Here is a 14777-nt window from a genome sequence, read left to right as displayed (position 1 = left end):
AGAAAGGTGTCGTTGATCAATGACTGTCAATGTACATGTGATTCCACATACTCACTGGGACCGGGAATGGTATTTCACCACCTCCCGCTCCCGTATTTACTTAATGAAAAGCGTAATGGACATCTTAGATACCCTTGAAACAGATGAAAGGTTCCATTACTTCATGCTCGATGCCCAAGCTTCCTTATTAGATGATTATTTGAAATGGCGTCCAGAGGATGAGAATCGAATCAAAAAGCTTGTCACAGCGAAACGTCTCATCATCGGCCCATGGTATACCCAAACCGACCAGCTCGTCATTTCAGGTGAATCGATTGTGCGGAACCTGCAATATGGGATTGAACGCTGTCAGCAGTTCGGCCACGTGATGAAAGTCGGATATGTCCCTGATTCCTTCGGTCAATCCGCACAAATGCCTCAAATTTATCGCGGCTTCGGCATTGTCGATACGGCATTTTGGCGCGGCGTTTCTGACCATATGACGAATCATACTGAATTCAATTGGCGCGGTGCTGACGGCAGTGAAGTCTTTGCTGTGAATCTGCCATTTGGCTACTACTACGGTGGAAATATCCCTGAGAAAGATGAGGATTTACAAGCCTTTTTAACTGAAAAAATTGGTGCGCTCCAAGCAAAGGCAACCACAAAGAATGTCTATTTCCCGAACGGTTTTGACCAAGCACCGATTCGCAAAAACCTGCCTGACTTATTAGAAAAAGCCAATGAACTTGACGAGCATCACTATCAAATCAGCAATTTAGAAGATTATATTGCAGCAGTGAAAAAAGAACGGACATCTTTCGAGACATTACACGGAGAGCTCATTCATGCGAAGCATATGCGGATTCATAAATCTATCTTTTCAACACGAGCGGATTTAAAAATCTTAAACAATCAAATTGAAAACTATCTCGTGAATGTGATGGAGCCCATCCTCACGATCAGCTATTCGCTTGGACACGACTATCCGCATGATACGGTTCGCGATATTTGGTACCTCATGTTTGAAAATGCAGCGCATGACAGCATTGGCGGCTGTAATAGTGACACGACAAACCAAGATGTCTTCTTCCGCTACAAGCAGGCAAAGGAAATCGCTGAGAATCTTGTGGACTTGCACATGCGTCTCATCACGATTCGACTGCAAACAGAGCAAGAAATCACTTTCACGTTGTTCAATACACTGCCTTCAAAGCGTTCTGAAGTCATTGAAGTTGAAACCTTTATCACGGAACGTCCATTTACACTAAAGGATGCAAATGGACGAACGCTTCAGTACACAGTGAAAAGCAAAACCGATGTCACAGATTATGTGCTGGCACAGCAAATTTCTCTTAACCCAAGTAAAGAAGTGTACATGCCAAAGCAAGTATGGAAAGCCGTTCTACTGATTGAAGCCATCGACTTACCGTCAGTTGGTTATACACAGGTCAGCATGGTCTTCGATGAATCAAGCGAATCTGCATGGGAACAAACTGAAGGACGCGTGATTGAAAATACGTATTACCGCATTGCGGCAAATGACAACGGATCACTGGACATCACAGATAAACAAACTGGCCGGACATTCTCTGAGCAAATGATCTTTGAAGACAACGGAGACGATGGGGATTCTTACAACTATTCACCACCTCGTGAGGACTTGTATGTGTCATCCAAGGATCTTTCATCAGCAGACATCTCAGTGTCTAAAAGCGGCTTGCAGCAAGAACTGACCATCCAGCTTCAGCTCACTGTCCCTTATGACCTAGAGGAGCGCTCTCAGCAATCGGCTACGACTTCACTTCCGATCACAGCAAAGGTAGCATTAAACAAAGACGATGCTGTCATCCGTTTTCATGTGGATGTCGACAACCATGCGTTAGATCATCGCCTGCGTGTTCTTTTTGATACAGGCATCGCATCAAACGTATCACTGAGCGATCAACAGTTTGGTACAATCGAACGCCCAACAGAGCTGACGCAAGAGCTTGAATGGTGGAACAATGAACATTGGGAAGAAAAACCGATCACCATTGAACCGATGCAATCCTTTGCTGCACTTCGTGATGAAGCATATGGTGCCGCTCTGTTGACCGACTGCGTGAGAGAATATCAGATCACAGGAGAAGGCTATACAACGATTGCATATACGCTCTTCCGCTGTTTCGGAAAGATGGGGAAAGAAAATCTTCTTTACCGTCCGGGACGCGCATCTGGTGAAAAAATTGTGGAGACACCTGACGCTCAGCTGCAAGGTGCACTGTCATTCTCATTTGGTATGCACTATAGCAAGGATGCAGTCAGCGAGGGACACTTAGCGCAGCTTGCCAAACGGTACACCACCCCTGTTCAATGCTACGAGCGGGCAGACTTTTTAAACGGTCGTTTAATTTTCTCTTTCCGAGATGAAAAAGAAGACTTACAATCTACTTATAGCCTGCTTGACATCGAGACAGACGGAGCCGTTCTAAGCGCTCTGAAAAAAGAAGAGCATGGAACAGGCATTGTCATCCGTCTCTTCAATCCATATTTAACGCGACAAACAGCCGCTTCAATCAATAGTTCATCTCTACAACACGGAGAAACAGCGAATTTAGGAGAAACACCTGAAGGACATATACTCAAAGCACAACATGGATCATTACACATTGAACCGCTTACACCTTGTCAGGTACAAACCTACATTGTAAAGAAAAAATGAACATGTAGGGGCGGGATCCAATGGATTCCGCCCCTCTTTAATGGAGGGCATTGATCATGCGAATTGGAGGCATTGAAGCAGGCGGAACGAAATTTGTCTGCGGCTACGGAACAACAGACGGAACGATTGAACACATGACTTCCTTTGCAACAGGGAATCCAGATGAAACATGCCGGCAAGTGATCGATTACTTTACAAAGCATCGTGTCGATGCCATTGGAATTGGGGCATTCGGACCTGTCGATGTGAAAGAGCAAAGCCCAAGCTATGGGACGATTTTAGACACACCAAAAACAGCCTGGCGTCAATTCCCTTTCCTCTCTACCTTAAAACAAGCCCTCGGGCTCCCGATGAAGCTTGATACCGATGTAAACTGTGCAGCACTCGGAGAAGCCCGTTTTTCAACTGAAGCAGAAAAGCCTGCCTCCTTGGTCTATATTACTGTTGGGACTGGAATAGGCGGCGGTGCCTATATTGAACATCGCCTGATTCACGGATTGCTGCATCCAGAAATGGGGCATATCACCGTTCAGCGGCATCCTCATGACACTTACGGAGGCTGCTGCCCTATACATCATGACTGTTTAGAGGGACTGGCATCTGGACCTGCCATAGAAGGACGCTATCATACACTGGCACCAATGCTGCCAGAGGATCATCCTGCTTGGTCACTTCATGCTTACTATCTCGGGCAAATGACTGCTAACCTGCTGCTCACCCTTTCACCAGAACGCATCATTCTAGGTGGAGGCGTGATGAAACAGCCGGCTATGCTGCCGCTTATTCTTGATGAAACAGACAAGCGGCTTCGCGGCTATTTGCAGCTGCCAAAGCCTTTACAAGAAATTATCACAAAACCATCCTTTGATGGATTATCTGGTTTAATGGGCGCCATCGCTCTTGGAACTGATGCCTTGCAGGCGCAAGGAGCCGCGCAATGATGATGACGGCAGATCCTCGAACCTATCAGCTGATTCAGCGGCTTTTTGAAACGAAGGGGTTCGTGAAGCTGGAGGAGCTCACTTCCTCTTTTCGCTTATCTGACCGCTCTATCCGCAATTTAATCAAGGAAGCAAATGAGTATTTAAAGGAAGCAGGAGCCATGATTAAAACGATCCGAGGAAAGGGATATACTCTTTTAACGAGTGATCAAGACGCTTTCTTACTTTGGCTTCATCAGCAAAAGCTTCCTGCCCGCTCTCTTGTCCCCGTCATGCCAGAAGAGCGTGTACGATTTATGATGAGAAAGCTGCTGCTTCAATCAGATTACTTAAAAATTGACCAGCTGGCTGAAGAACTGTTTATCAGCCGCATGACGGTCAGCAGTGATTTAAAAAAAGGACGAGAGATGTTAGCCCGTTACGGCATGACCCTTGTGTCAAAGCCTGGATTTGGCTTAAAGATTGAAGGAGATGAGCTGCAAAAAAGAACGTGCTATGCAGACTTACTTCTTGAAGAAGAGCCTGCTCTCTCTCATATCACCGAGCGAGAGCAGCTCCATTTTCCTGATATATCTCTTGAAACCATTCGATCTATTGTGTTGACGAACCTGCATCAAGAGTCATTGCTCATTAAAGACATTGCCTTAAAAAATTTAGTCATTCACTTAGCCATTGCGATTCAGCAAACACGAAAAAACCAGCGGATATCCGCCAGTACCGTCCGCACACACAGATCACCCGTTTTGATGAGAATTGCACAAAAAATCATACAGCAGGTGAGTGACACTTTTTATGTGACCTTATCAGAGGATGAAACAGATTACTTAGTCATGCATCTATTGGCGAACCAAACGTGGAAAGAAGCCGCCCAGCATCAGACGACAGTGGAAGTTCAGCAGGCGGTTACAGTCTTTCTACAGCACATTGAAAAAACAAGCGGTCATCGTTTTGCTGATGACAGCATCCTGCAGCAAGACTTGATGCTTCATATGAAGCCGTTATTAAATCGCATCCAATATGGCGTATCATTACAAAATCCGCTTTTGCATGAGATCAAAACGTCCTATCCTTACCCGTTTGATTTGGCTGTCAGCGGACTAAATGCCTTACAGCTGGTGCGGACGCCAAATGAAGATGAAGCGGCATATGTTGCCCTGCATATCGCTGCTTCAATTGAAAGAAGTCAGCTCGACACCTCGCAAAAAAAGAAAGCTATTATCGTATGCGGGTCTGGACTAGGGACGGCCAGACTGCTTGAAATTAAATTGAAGGCAGCCTTTCAGCGCGAGCTTGACATCGTTGAACTCTATTCCTATCAGGATTATCTCATGAGCACCTCTTTGCCGTGTGACGTCATCATCACAACCGTTCCACTCACATCAAAGGGGAAACCAGTCATTCAGGTCAGCGCCTTTTTTGAACATCATGATATACAGCGTGTGAATGAAGTCATTCATTTATTAAATGGGCACGGGGCACCCTCAAAAGAGCTGATGGCGTTTTTTCAAGAGCGATTGACTTTCATGAATGCTGATCTAAGCAGCAAGGATGAGGTATTAGATATATTATGCAACCGTTTAGAGGCGCATCAGCTAGTATCGTCTTCTTTTCGGCCCTCGGTGTTTGAGCGTGAGCAAATGTCGTCTACCTATCTTGGCAGCGGTATTGCAATGCCGCATCCGCTTATCACAAATGAAGGCACCTCCTCTGTAGCCATCGCACACTTAAAACAGCCAATTGACTGGCAGGGAGACCAAGTTTCACTTGTCTTTTTATTAGCGATTCATAAGGATGACGCTGCCTGTATGAACCAATTCTTTGAACAGGCCGTCGATTTACTAGACAATCCAGACCGCATTCACTCCCTCAAGCAAGCCAACACATTTGATGAGCTGATGGATGCGTTGTTCCAATAATAAACAAAAGGCCGCCCAGTTCATGAGGCGGCCTTTGTGTTATTGAGATAAACGTCATCAATCGTAGATGACATTTTTTCCTTCTTCACTTAATTTTTTTAAGGAGCTCAGCATATGATTGATTTCTTCATCGGAATGTCTTTCCCATGAACCTAATTCTGCGACTATTTTCAATGGAGATTTCGATCGATAAGAACGTGTTGGGTTGCCGGGAAATCTTTTGTCAGTCACATTTGGATCATTTTCAAAATCGCCTAACGGTTCTACAATATAAATTCTTTCTTTCGCATCAGACCTAGCTAATTCAGCACCCCATTTGGCCGCGTTTAGTGTTCCGGTGAAATAGATATGGTTCGATTTTTTATCCTGATAATTGGATAAATAAAGCGGTTCAAGCAGATCTCCAATCTTCAATTCCGCTTTTGTCCCATGAAAAAACGGCCCAGGATCTAACACCTTTTGCTTGTCATTCATACAGCCACACCCCTTATCGTTTTTGACTTGCGTATAACAGTATACGGCCTGATCTGGGCGAGAAACAGTCTATAAATTTAATTAAATTCGGGGTATAATGATAGTAGAGAGTTAGATGTGATTTGTAAACTCCAGCAAGTTGAAAAAACAGCAAGAATACATACAAAGCAGTCTTCTTGAAAGAGATAAAATGCTGTTAGAGGCCATAAAGAAGATCTGATAAGGATTAAAGATGATGAGGATAAAGTAGCCAATGAAACGTTTGAGGTCTTGGCATGCTGGCATCAATAATTATATAATTAACTAAATTTTACTTTGGAGGTGCTTTTTGTATGTCTATTCAAGTGAATGATGATGATATTTTAGAGATGTGTAATATATATGCTCAAGAAACTCATCACATGGAAGCATTGATTTTGGGGAATCGAAAAGGTTTGTTGGAATTAAGAAATGCAATTGATAAGGCTTTAGAAACTGGTAGTTCTGTTGCACATTTATATCCATCTGATTTTGAGGGTTATGAAACTTGTATTGCTTTAGTGGATGATGAAAAGCAGTTTAAGAAATTGATTACTCCTTATGTAGAGGAATACACACAAGATGATGATGCGATTGATCCAATTGATATTATTAAAGAGTACGATTCCAAAAAAGAAAAACCCTTATAATAGGGTTTTTCTTTTTTTCTAGTGGAGTATAGTTTCACCTTTTTTAGCTTTGTGTTTGCTTGGTATTGATGCTCTAAGTGCATGGTGTATGTGGATGTTTGGAGCTACGTGAAAATGCCAGTACCATTTGGTTGAACCCGGTTTTAATGGGACTTTTCCATTATCAACTGCAAATACTCGTGTTTTCTTTTTACCCTTTTTATGGAATACCTTAACAAGGCTTGTTACTTTTCCATATTTATTTGTGTAATTCCAACCAATTTCATAGTTTTTACCAAAACCTTTTATTCTGTTTTTCAAATACTTTACGGCAACTTTTGCGCCTTTTGATCTAATAGCCCATAAAGCAACTCGCCCAACAGTCATTGCGATAGGTATGAAGAATACTGGTAGTGCATGTGTTGTGATTTCACTCTGACTACTTTTGGAGTCAAGTTGTTTCATTCGGTTTTCAAAAGCTAAAAATTCTTCATTGTTGAAATATTGTTCTATCATTTTATCTTGTTCTGACTCTGACATGTTTTCGAATTCTTTTTCTGTAAATGGAAGGTTTTCTATGTATTCTCCCATTTTCATTTCAAGTTCGTCTAATTCTTTGGTAGCTTGTTCATTTTGTAGAACTGTCGGTGTTACTAACGCTTCTAATTCTTGTGAATTGATAAAGTGTGTTTCTGCTGATGCTACTGATGAAAATGGAGTCCATATTGATATGACAAGAGCTAGGGTAATTAGGATTAAAAGTGGTTTTTTGAACATCTTATTTAGATTTCCTCCTTTTGTATCAAATTCCAAAATTAAGGTTATCAAAATAAAATAATTGTATCAATGGATTTAAGATAGATTTAAGAAAATTCCTTTTTTTGGTTGCGGTGTCCGCAACCATTTTTTTATTTTTTAGAACTTCGTTTTGATGAAAATTTCTGTGGTAGACAAATGACACAAGTCGAAATGCATATGTTCCTAAACAATGGGGCAACATATTCCCACCACAATCTAAAGAAGCCCAAACTAAAAATATCGTAACTACAATAGCAAAAAAACTTGCTGTTCAGGCTCTTCGCAAGTCAGGCACATATCTAGAAAAATCCTTATCGAAAGTAATAGGCAAGAAATATGCAAAGAAAGCGAAATCAGGTTTTTACAAAGTAGCAGATTATATCGAAAAAGTTCAAAATGTACATAAAAAAGAATAGCCGCAATTTTTATACAAACTGGCTAAACAGCGAAATGGATTGTGATATTCTTCGGATTATAAAAGAAAACAGTTTATTAGGCTGTTAAAATCTAGCTATCATTTTAGAACAACTCGAACAATATGATCTTGCCAATAAAGTGAACAGAAAAAAAGCCAACCACCCGCATAAGGTGATTGGCTTTTTCATCATTTACTTCCCGATGTTGTCTCCATTTTGCTGAATCAAGGTTTCATACCAATAAGAGCTCTTTTTGCGAATTCTTTTGAGGTCTTTTAGGTCAAATTCGTCGCGATTGACATAGATGAACCCGTAGCGCTTGGAGCATCCTTGGTGTGTGCTGATTAAGTCGATGGCTGACCACGGGCAGTATCCGAATACCTCGACGCCGTCTGTGATCGCCCATTTGATTTGCTCGATATGTTTTTCTAAATAATCAATTCGATAATCATCCTGAATTGATCCATCTTCTTCTAACTTGTCGAAAGCACCCAATCCGTTTTCCGTGATAATAAGCGGCAGCTGATAGCGGTCATAAATCTCGCGCATCGTTGAACGGAAGCCGACAGGGTCAATCTCCCAGCCAAACGCATTTTTGCTTAAGAATGGGTTGTTGCCGCCTTTGTAGACGCCATCTTCACCGGATTTCAAATGCTGATCTCCGCCGCGTGCAAATTCGTCGTTGCCATCTCCTTTACTCGCTTCAACCGTTTGAGAAGTGTAGTAGTTAAAGGCAATGAAGTCTGGCTTCGCGCTTTTCAATATATCCATATCTCCCTCTTCGATGACAGGAAGAATGTCTTTTTCTTTCATGTACGCCCAAGCAAGGTTGTTATAACGGCCGAACACCGCCATATCAAGATAAAGCCAGTTTCGGATCGCATTGTAATTTGCCGCAGCAAGCACATCTTCAGGCTTTGGAGAAGCCGGATAAATGAGCGCGATGTTTGGCGCTGGTCCAATTTTCGCTTCAGGCAGCATTTGATGACAAAGCGTCATGGCTTTTGCCTGTGCAACGAGCATATGATGATTCTGCTGATACAGTTCTTTTTTCGGATTTTCTAAATTTGGATCAAGTGTACCGAGCGCTGATCCATGTAAGATCATCATGTTTTGTTCATTAATGGTCAGCCAATAGTTTACCTTCTGACCATACTCCTTGAATAGCACCTCTGCATAGCGTTCAAACGCATCCACTGTCCCGCGGTTAGACCACCCGCCCTTTACTTGAAGCGCATGAGGCAGATCAAAATGATACATTGTCACGATTGGTTCAATGTCATAGCGGCGCAATTCATCGATGAGAGAATGATAGAATTCAATCCCCTTTTGATTGATCTCCCCATCTCCATCTGGAATGATCCGTGTCCACGCAATGGAAAAGCGATAAGCCTTCAAGCCCATTTCCGCAAACATCTTCACATCCTCTTTATAACGGTGATAGTGATCGCTTGCGACTTTAAAATCCGTTGTCCCTTCAGGATAACTTGCTCTCATGTCAATGACAGAAGGCCCCTTGCCATCCTCATTCCACGCACCTTCTACCTGATAGGCGGAAGTAGATCCGCCCCAGAAAAAGTCTTTTGGAAATGATGCTAGTGTTGAATATCTCATGATTTCTTCCTCCTTTTGATTAAACTAGATGTAAAAATGATTGCCCTGGTGTGATTTGTTTCTCTTCTGTTTCAATGATATCGCTAAACTCACCTGAATTGGTAATAATCACTGGTGTTGTGACGGACAAGCCGGCTGCTTGGATGGCTTCTATGTCAAACTCAGCAAGCAGTTCGCCTTCTGTGATGGTTTGCCCCTGAACAACCTTCGGGGTAAAATGCTTTCCACCTAATTGTACGGTATCCAGTCCAATGTGAATGAGTACTTCTGCTCCGCTTTCAGAGGTTAGACCATACGCATGGCCTGTTGGGAAAACCGTTGTCACAACTCCTGATACTGGTGCAAACAGCTTGCCTTCTGATGGAATGATGGCTGCGCCCTTTCCTAGTGCACCAGATGAGAATGCCTTATCCTGCACTTCCTCCAGCTTGATGACCTCGCCCTTTAAAGGACTTTTCACATGAGCGGCTTTGACCCCATGTTCGTTTTCAATTACCGGTGCAGAAGCGGCCGGCGTTTCATCTTCATCTACTGGATCTTTAAATCCAATCAAATAAGTTAAGATGATAGAAAGGACAAACGAGACCGAAATTCCGATGATGAACCCTGTAAATCCTTGACCGTAGAAAATCGGCAGTGTCAGTAAACTTGGAAGGCCTGACGCAATTGCAATACTTTGTGAATAACCGATAATCGCACCGCCGACCCCAGCAGAGATAACGGCTGCAATAAATGGTTTTTTCAAACGAAGCGTGACCCCGTATACAGCTGGCTCTGTGATCCCAAACACAGCAGAAACTGCTGTCGATCCAGCCAGTGATTTCAGTTTTTTATTCTTTGTTTTCAGCATAACACCGATTGAAGCACCGGCTTGTGAGAATACAGCTGGCGCAGTGGCCGGCTTGATATGATCTTTCCCATGGACTGCGATATTATTTAAAATCACTGGCACAAGTCCCCAGTGGATACCGAAGATGACAAGAATCTGCCAAGCCATCGCAATTAAAGCACCTGCAAGTGTAGGACTAAAGGAGAAGACTTTCAGCAAAACAGCTGCAATGCCATTTCCTGCATACACACCAAATGGTCCAAATACGATGAGTGTCAGCGGAACAACCGTGACAAGCAAAATGAGTGGAGTAATAAAGTTTTTGACACTTTCATGAATGACTTTATTAAAGAAACGTTCGATATATCCCATGACAAACACTGCCAAAATGATTGGGATGACCGTAGATGTATAAGACATTAAGACGACTGGAATCCCGAAGAATGTCACATCTCCGCCGCCTTTTGACAATTCTTGAATGGTTGGGTAAATCAATGCACCTGCTATCGTCACAGCGACAAACGGATTCGCTTTAAACTTCCTAGCAGAAGTGAATGCGAGCAATAATGGCAGGAAGTAGAACAAGCTGTCAGATGCAGCAAATAAAATTTGATACGACGTATCTTCAGGAGATAACCATTTCGCATTGATACAGATGCCTAAGAGACCTTTTAAAATACCTGCACCCGCCATGACACCGAGAAGTGGTGTGAAAATCCCCGATACAATGTCGACGAATTTCCCGAAAAGGCTTGTGCTCTCTTCACCTGATTTTGCAGATGAAGCAGAGGAATCCTCTAATAGATTCGTAAACTCTCCAATTTCTCGATATACCTCTGGTACGGTATTGCCAATGACCACTTGAAATTGGCCGCCGCTTTCCATAACGGTAACGACGCCATTTAATTTTTCAATGGCCGCTTTATCTGCTTTTGATCTGTCATTTAAGGTGAAACGAAGCCTTGTGGCGCAATGCACCAATGAATGGACGTTTTTCTCTGTACCAATGTGTTTAATAATGTCTTCTGCTAATTGACGATAACTCATGCAAAAACCCCCTTTTTTTCAAAAAAATACGTTTTTGGGCAAAATAAAAACCTAAACGGGCACCAAAAATAGTCGCAGCTTGCTGTTGCGCTTTTTCAGTGAACGTTTAGGTTTTGCCTGCCGAACAGTCACAATCCTCTAAGACGATCATTGTGAAACCGTATTCTTTTATGTTTATGAGCAAATAGTACCACTCACCTTTTCTCATGTCAACGCTTTCTTTTAAAATCTATCTTTATTTTTCTCGTTTGATCAGTCGATTCAAATGAATTGATAGATACAGCATCTCCTCTGATGTAATATCCCGGTGATAGGTTTGATAGACATATTCTGCGATTTTCTTTGCGCAATCGTAAGCTTTCGGATATTTCACTTTGATGAGCTGATATAAGTCCTGATCTTCGCTGACAAGGAGTGTTTCATTGATCAGACGCTGGACGAAAAAGCGCAAATGCGTGAGAAAACGGTAAAAGTTAAGCGAGTCCTCATCAAATTCCATGTTGAGGTGATATTTCACAATGGTGAGAATGGCATTAACTTCCTTTGTGATATTGACCGTCGTATTCATATCCTCATTGAGCTCTGCGTTAATGATATGCATGGCAATAAAACCTGCTTCATCCTCAGGCAGTTCAATATGAAGACGCTCTTCAATCATCTCAAGACAGTCCTTTGCCACAAGAAATTCATCTTTGTATAAGCGTTTAATCTCCCAAATAAGCGAATTCTCAATCAGATGATTTTTCTTCAGCCGTTCGATGGCGTAATGAATATGGTCTGCCAGCGATACATGCAGACTTTCGTTTAATCTTCGGTTCAGCTTTGTATGTGCATATTGGATCATTTCCTCGGTCACCTTGACCACATCATACGGAACCTCTTGAAGCAGCATTTTCATCCGCTCGTGAACGGAATGATCCTCCAAGCGGAAGACTTTATCAATCAACGATTCGTCCACCGGGTCCCCGGGACGTCGCTGGAAAGCGATGCCTCTGCCCATGACGACGATTTCTTTTCCATGTTCATCTATGACACTAATGACATTATTGTTTAGAACCTTTTGAATCTGCATTTCCAAACACCTCCGTCTATGACCAACAACTTTACTCAAAATATGCTCTCATCTTAACACAATTGTCAAATCACTTGGTGCTTTTATCTGACTTTTGCAATAGATTTCACCATGATTCTACCCTTTCATAGATGGTCTGTTCCTTCAATTGCCTGCATACAATACTCCTGAGGAGGTGACCTTCTGTGAAATCTTTTTTCTGGTCTGCATCATTTTTATTCTTGCTCATGTTTACCCTCATCATTCTAGGCATCGTGTTCTGGCTGAGTGGACAAGGCTTAGGCCAGCTTTGGAGATATGTGCTCATTTCACTTGTCACAGCGGCCGTTTTGCGCGGCGTCACCACTTGGCTGAAACGGCATGTGATGCACCTTTCCTCCAAATAAAAACGGCTGCCCCGAGTGTTCAGGCAGCCGTTTCTTTATTCTTTGGTTGCTGCAGCTTCCTTCTGAGAAGCACGCAGCTCATCATTGATTTTTTTCGCATCCTCTAAAAACTCTGTTTCATATCCACTTTTGAGTGCCCACATATAAAATAGCAGAGCTACCACCGTAATCAGTGCCATGTCCCAGCCATAATGAATGATGTTATAACCGCCGAATTTATCACTGCCAAGACAGGAAATCGTCATCATCACAAGCAGGTACACAACCATCCAAGCACCCGCCTTAAAGTTGCGGCCGAAGCCTTTCCACTTCGCTTTTGCTTGATAGTAAAAATAGATAGGAAGACCAATGAGAATAATGAACAGCACCTGACCTGTTAACGGCCATCTTGCCCAATACAGTGTCAATGAGGCAAAGACAAAACCGAGAGGAGCAATGATGCTGAGTCCTTTTATTCGAAGCGGTCGATATAAATCTGTCCCTGTCTTTCTCAGCGTCATGACGGTCACTGGTCCAGTCAGATACGAAATGAGTGTAGCGACCGAGATAATTTCAGCAAGTACACCCCAGCCTCTAAATAAAAACAGAAAGATAAACGATACGGCTAAGTTAAAAAACATTGCTGGACGAGGCACGCCGTAAATAGGGTGCAGACGGCCAAGCACACTTGGCATGTATTTGTTTTTTTCCATTCCATAAATCATACGAGACGTCGTTGCGGTATACGTAATTCCCGTACCAGAAGGCGACACAAACGCATCCGCATATAAAATCAGAACAAGCCAGTTAATACCAAGCGCAATGGCAAGGTCCGCAAATGGCGAGTTGAAATTCAAATGACCCCATCCATTCACGATCATAGATGGATCAACAGCACCGATAAAGGCGACTTGTAAAAGGACATAAATCACAGTTGCAATGAAAATCGATCCGACAATGGCAATTGGAATCGACCGGCCTGGATTTTTTGCCTCACCGGCCATGTTAATCGGGCTTTGGAAGCCATTGAAGGCAAACACAATCCCAGATGTCGCAACAGCTGTCAGCACACTCGCCCAGCCGTTAGGGGCAATACTTGTTCCAGAAGTAAAATTCTCACTATGAAAACCTACGAATAAGAGCGCACCAATTGTTAATCCTGGAATGACAATTTTAAACACGGTAATGAATGTATTTGCTTTTGAAAATAACCCAACTGTCCAATAATTAAGCAGAAAGTAAATCACAAGCAGCACACTGGCAACCATAAGACCTTCTGTCGTCAATACCCCTTTTGTAACCAAATGAGATGTCCACTTTGCCCACTCCCAAGGCCATGAGCTCATGTACTGGACGGAAGCAACCGCCTCCACTGGTATCACGGAGACAATGGCGATCCAGTTCGCCCAAGCTGCAATAAACCCAATAAAAGATCCGTGTGAATATTGCGTATATTTCACCATTCCGCCTGCCTCTGGAAACATCGAACCGAGTTCACTATAAGACAAAGCGATAAATAAAATCACAACCATCCCAATCAACCAGGATAAAATAGCAGCAGGACCGGCGATTTGAGCCGCACGCCAAGCACCGAAGAGCCATCCTGAACCAATGATTGAGCCAAGACCTACCATCATTAAAGCGAAAGTTCCCATCCTACGATGCAAATGATTCATGTTCATAACACCTTTCGATTAAAATACAGAGCATGTGTCAAGCAAGCGTCTTTCTTTCAAAGCAGCTCACTTTTCATTTTACTGGCAAATATTTCTTCTAATAAACATTTACCCTTGTTCATTTTTTTCGCCTGTTATATTATCTCTCAATTCTTCATTTTCTGAAATAGTCGAACATGCTTATTTCAAAAGAAAGCGCTTTTTCACCTGTTCAATCTATTAGACTGAATAACTACCTTTACCCTTATTTTGAAAAAAACAAAACAAAAAAGATAGAGGAAATGACTTCCTCTCCCTTC

General features: G+C 42.6%; 11 protein-coding genes. 5 read left to right on the top strand and 6 right to left on the bottom strand.

The genetic code is table 11. The features are described 5' to 3' along the window. Positions 1–19: 19 nt before the first annotated feature. The 3 genes from mngB to NSQ25_RS01365 are packed head-to-tail and all read left to right on the top strand — an operon-like array spanning position 20 to position 5540. Positions 20–2683, top strand: coding sequence for a mannosylglycerate hydrolase (mngB, locus tag NSQ25_RS01375; RefSeq protein WP_326136099.1), 2664 nt, complete (start codon positions 20–22; stop codon positions 2681–2683). A gap of 56 nt (positions 2684–2739) precedes the next feature. Further along, entirely contained in the window at positions 2740–3624 is an 885-nt protein-coding gene (locus tag NSQ25_RS01370; protein WP_217008860.1) for an ROK family protein, read from the top strand. Then, complete coding sequence (locus NSQ25_RS01365; RefSeq protein WP_326136100.1) at positions 3621–5540, top strand: PTS sugar transporter subunit IIA; 1920 nt, start codon at positions 3621–3623, stop codon at positions 5538–5540. Before NSQ25_RS01370 ends, NSQ25_RS01365 begins: the two co-directional genes overlap by 4 nt. A gap of 57 nt (positions 5541–5597) precedes the next feature. On the opposite strand, the gene arr is transcribed toward NSQ25_RS01365, so the two are convergent. Next, on the bottom strand, positions 5598–6014 hold the full coding sequence (gene arr, locus NSQ25_RS01360) for an NAD(+)--rifampin ADP-ribosyltransferase (protein ID WP_034283133.1): 417 nt from the start codon (positions 6012–6014) through the stop codon (positions 5598–5600). Between the two features lie 332 nt (positions 6015–6346). Here arr and NSQ25_RS01355 point away from each other — a divergent pair, with 332 nt between their 5' ends. Continuing rightward, positions 6347–6682, top strand: a complete 336-nt coding sequence (locus NSQ25_RS01355; RefSeq protein ID WP_081123926.1) for a hypothetical protein — start codon at positions 6347–6349, stop codon at positions 6680–6682. 18 nt (positions 6683–6700) lie between these two features. Here the strand turns inward: NSQ25_RS01355 and NSQ25_RS01350 are convergent, their stop codons facing one another. The 4 genes from NSQ25_RS01350 to NSQ25_RS01335 form a co-directional block, all read right to left on the bottom strand. Continuing rightward, a complete protein-coding gene (locus NSQ25_RS01350; RefSeq protein WP_144496772.1) occupies positions 6701–7438 on the bottom strand; it encodes a hypothetical protein in 738 nt (245 codons plus the stop codon). A gap of 629 nt (positions 7439–8067) precedes the next feature. Further along, positions 8068–9489, bottom strand: coding sequence for a glycoside hydrolase family 1 protein (locus NSQ25_RS01345; protein ID WP_044333462.1), 1422 nt, complete (start codon positions 9487–9489; stop codon positions 8068–8070). 19 nt (positions 9490–9508) lie between these two features. Further along, positions 9509–11365, bottom strand: a complete 1857-nt coding sequence (locus NSQ25_RS01340; protein ID WP_120208487.1) for a beta-glucoside-specific PTS transporter subunit IIABC — start codon at positions 11363–11365, stop codon at positions 9509–9511. 235 nt (positions 11366–11600) lie between these two features. After that, positions 11601–12437 (bottom strand): PRD domain-containing protein, encoded by an 837-nt coding sequence (locus tag NSQ25_RS01335; RefSeq protein ID WP_065215396.1) that lies wholly within the window; start codon positions 12435–12437, stop codon positions 11601–11603. A gap of 185 nt (positions 12438–12622) precedes the next feature. Here NSQ25_RS01335 and NSQ25_RS01330 point away from each other — a divergent pair, with 185 nt between their 5' ends. Beyond that, a complete protein-coding gene (locus NSQ25_RS01330) occupies positions 12623–12823 on the top strand; it encodes a hypothetical protein (protein WP_034283125.1) in 201 nt (66 codons plus the stop codon). A 35-nt stretch (positions 12824–12858) separates the two neighbouring features. Here the strand turns inward: NSQ25_RS01330 and NSQ25_RS01325 are convergent, their stop codons facing one another. Beyond that, positions 12859–14478: an APC family permease gene (locus tag NSQ25_RS01325; protein WP_034283122.1), complete on the bottom strand. Its 1620-nt coding sequence runs from the start codon at positions 14476–14478 to the stop codon at positions 12859–12861. Positions 14479–14777 lie beyond the last annotated feature (299 nt).

Source organism: Bacillus sp. FSL R5-0512 (assembly GCF_038593295.1).
GTDB classification, from domain to species: Bacteria; Bacillota; Bacilli; order Bacillales; family Bacillaceae; genus Bacillus; species Bacillus safensis.
This window is presented reverse-complemented; position numbering and strand designations above follow the sequence as displayed.

Bases quoted from the DNA above. Each gene is read 5' to 3' on its own strand.
- mngB (WP_326136099.1), top strand. From the start codon at position 20: ATGACTGTCAATGTACATGTGATTCCACATACTCACTGGGACCGGGAA.
- NSQ25_RS01370 (WP_217008860.1), top strand. From the start codon at position 2,740: ATGCGAATTGGAGGCATTGAAGCAGGCGGAACGAAATTTGTCTGCGGC.
- NSQ25_RS01365 (WP_326136100.1), top strand. From the start codon at position 3,621: ATGATGATGACGGCAGATCCTCGAACCTATCAGCTGATTCAGCGGCTT.
- arr (WP_034283133.1), bottom strand. From the start codon at position 6,014: ATGAATGACAAGCAAAAGGTGTTAGATCCTGGGCCGTTTTTTCATGGG.
- NSQ25_RS01355 (WP_081123926.1), top strand. From the start codon at position 6,347: ATGTCTATTCAAGTGAATGATGATGATATTTTAGAGATGTGTAATATA.
- NSQ25_RS01350 (WP_144496772.1), bottom strand. From the start codon at position 7,438: ATGTTCAAAAAACCACTTTTAATCCTAATTACCCTAGCTCTTGTCATA.
- NSQ25_RS01345 (WP_044333462.1), bottom strand. From the start codon at position 9,489: ATGAGATATTCAACACTAGCATCATTTCCAAAAGACTTTTTCTGGGGC.
- NSQ25_RS01340 (WP_120208487.1), bottom strand. From the start codon at position 11,365: ATGAGTTATCGTCAATTAGCAGAAGACATTATTAAACACATTGGTACA.
- NSQ25_RS01335 (WP_065215396.1), bottom strand. From the start codon at position 12,437: ATGCAGATTCAAAAGGTTCTAAACAATAATGTCATTAGTGTCATAGAT.
- NSQ25_RS01325 (WP_034283122.1), bottom strand. From the start codon at position 14,478: ATGAATCATTTGCATCGTAGGATGGGAACTTTCGCTTTAATGATGGTA.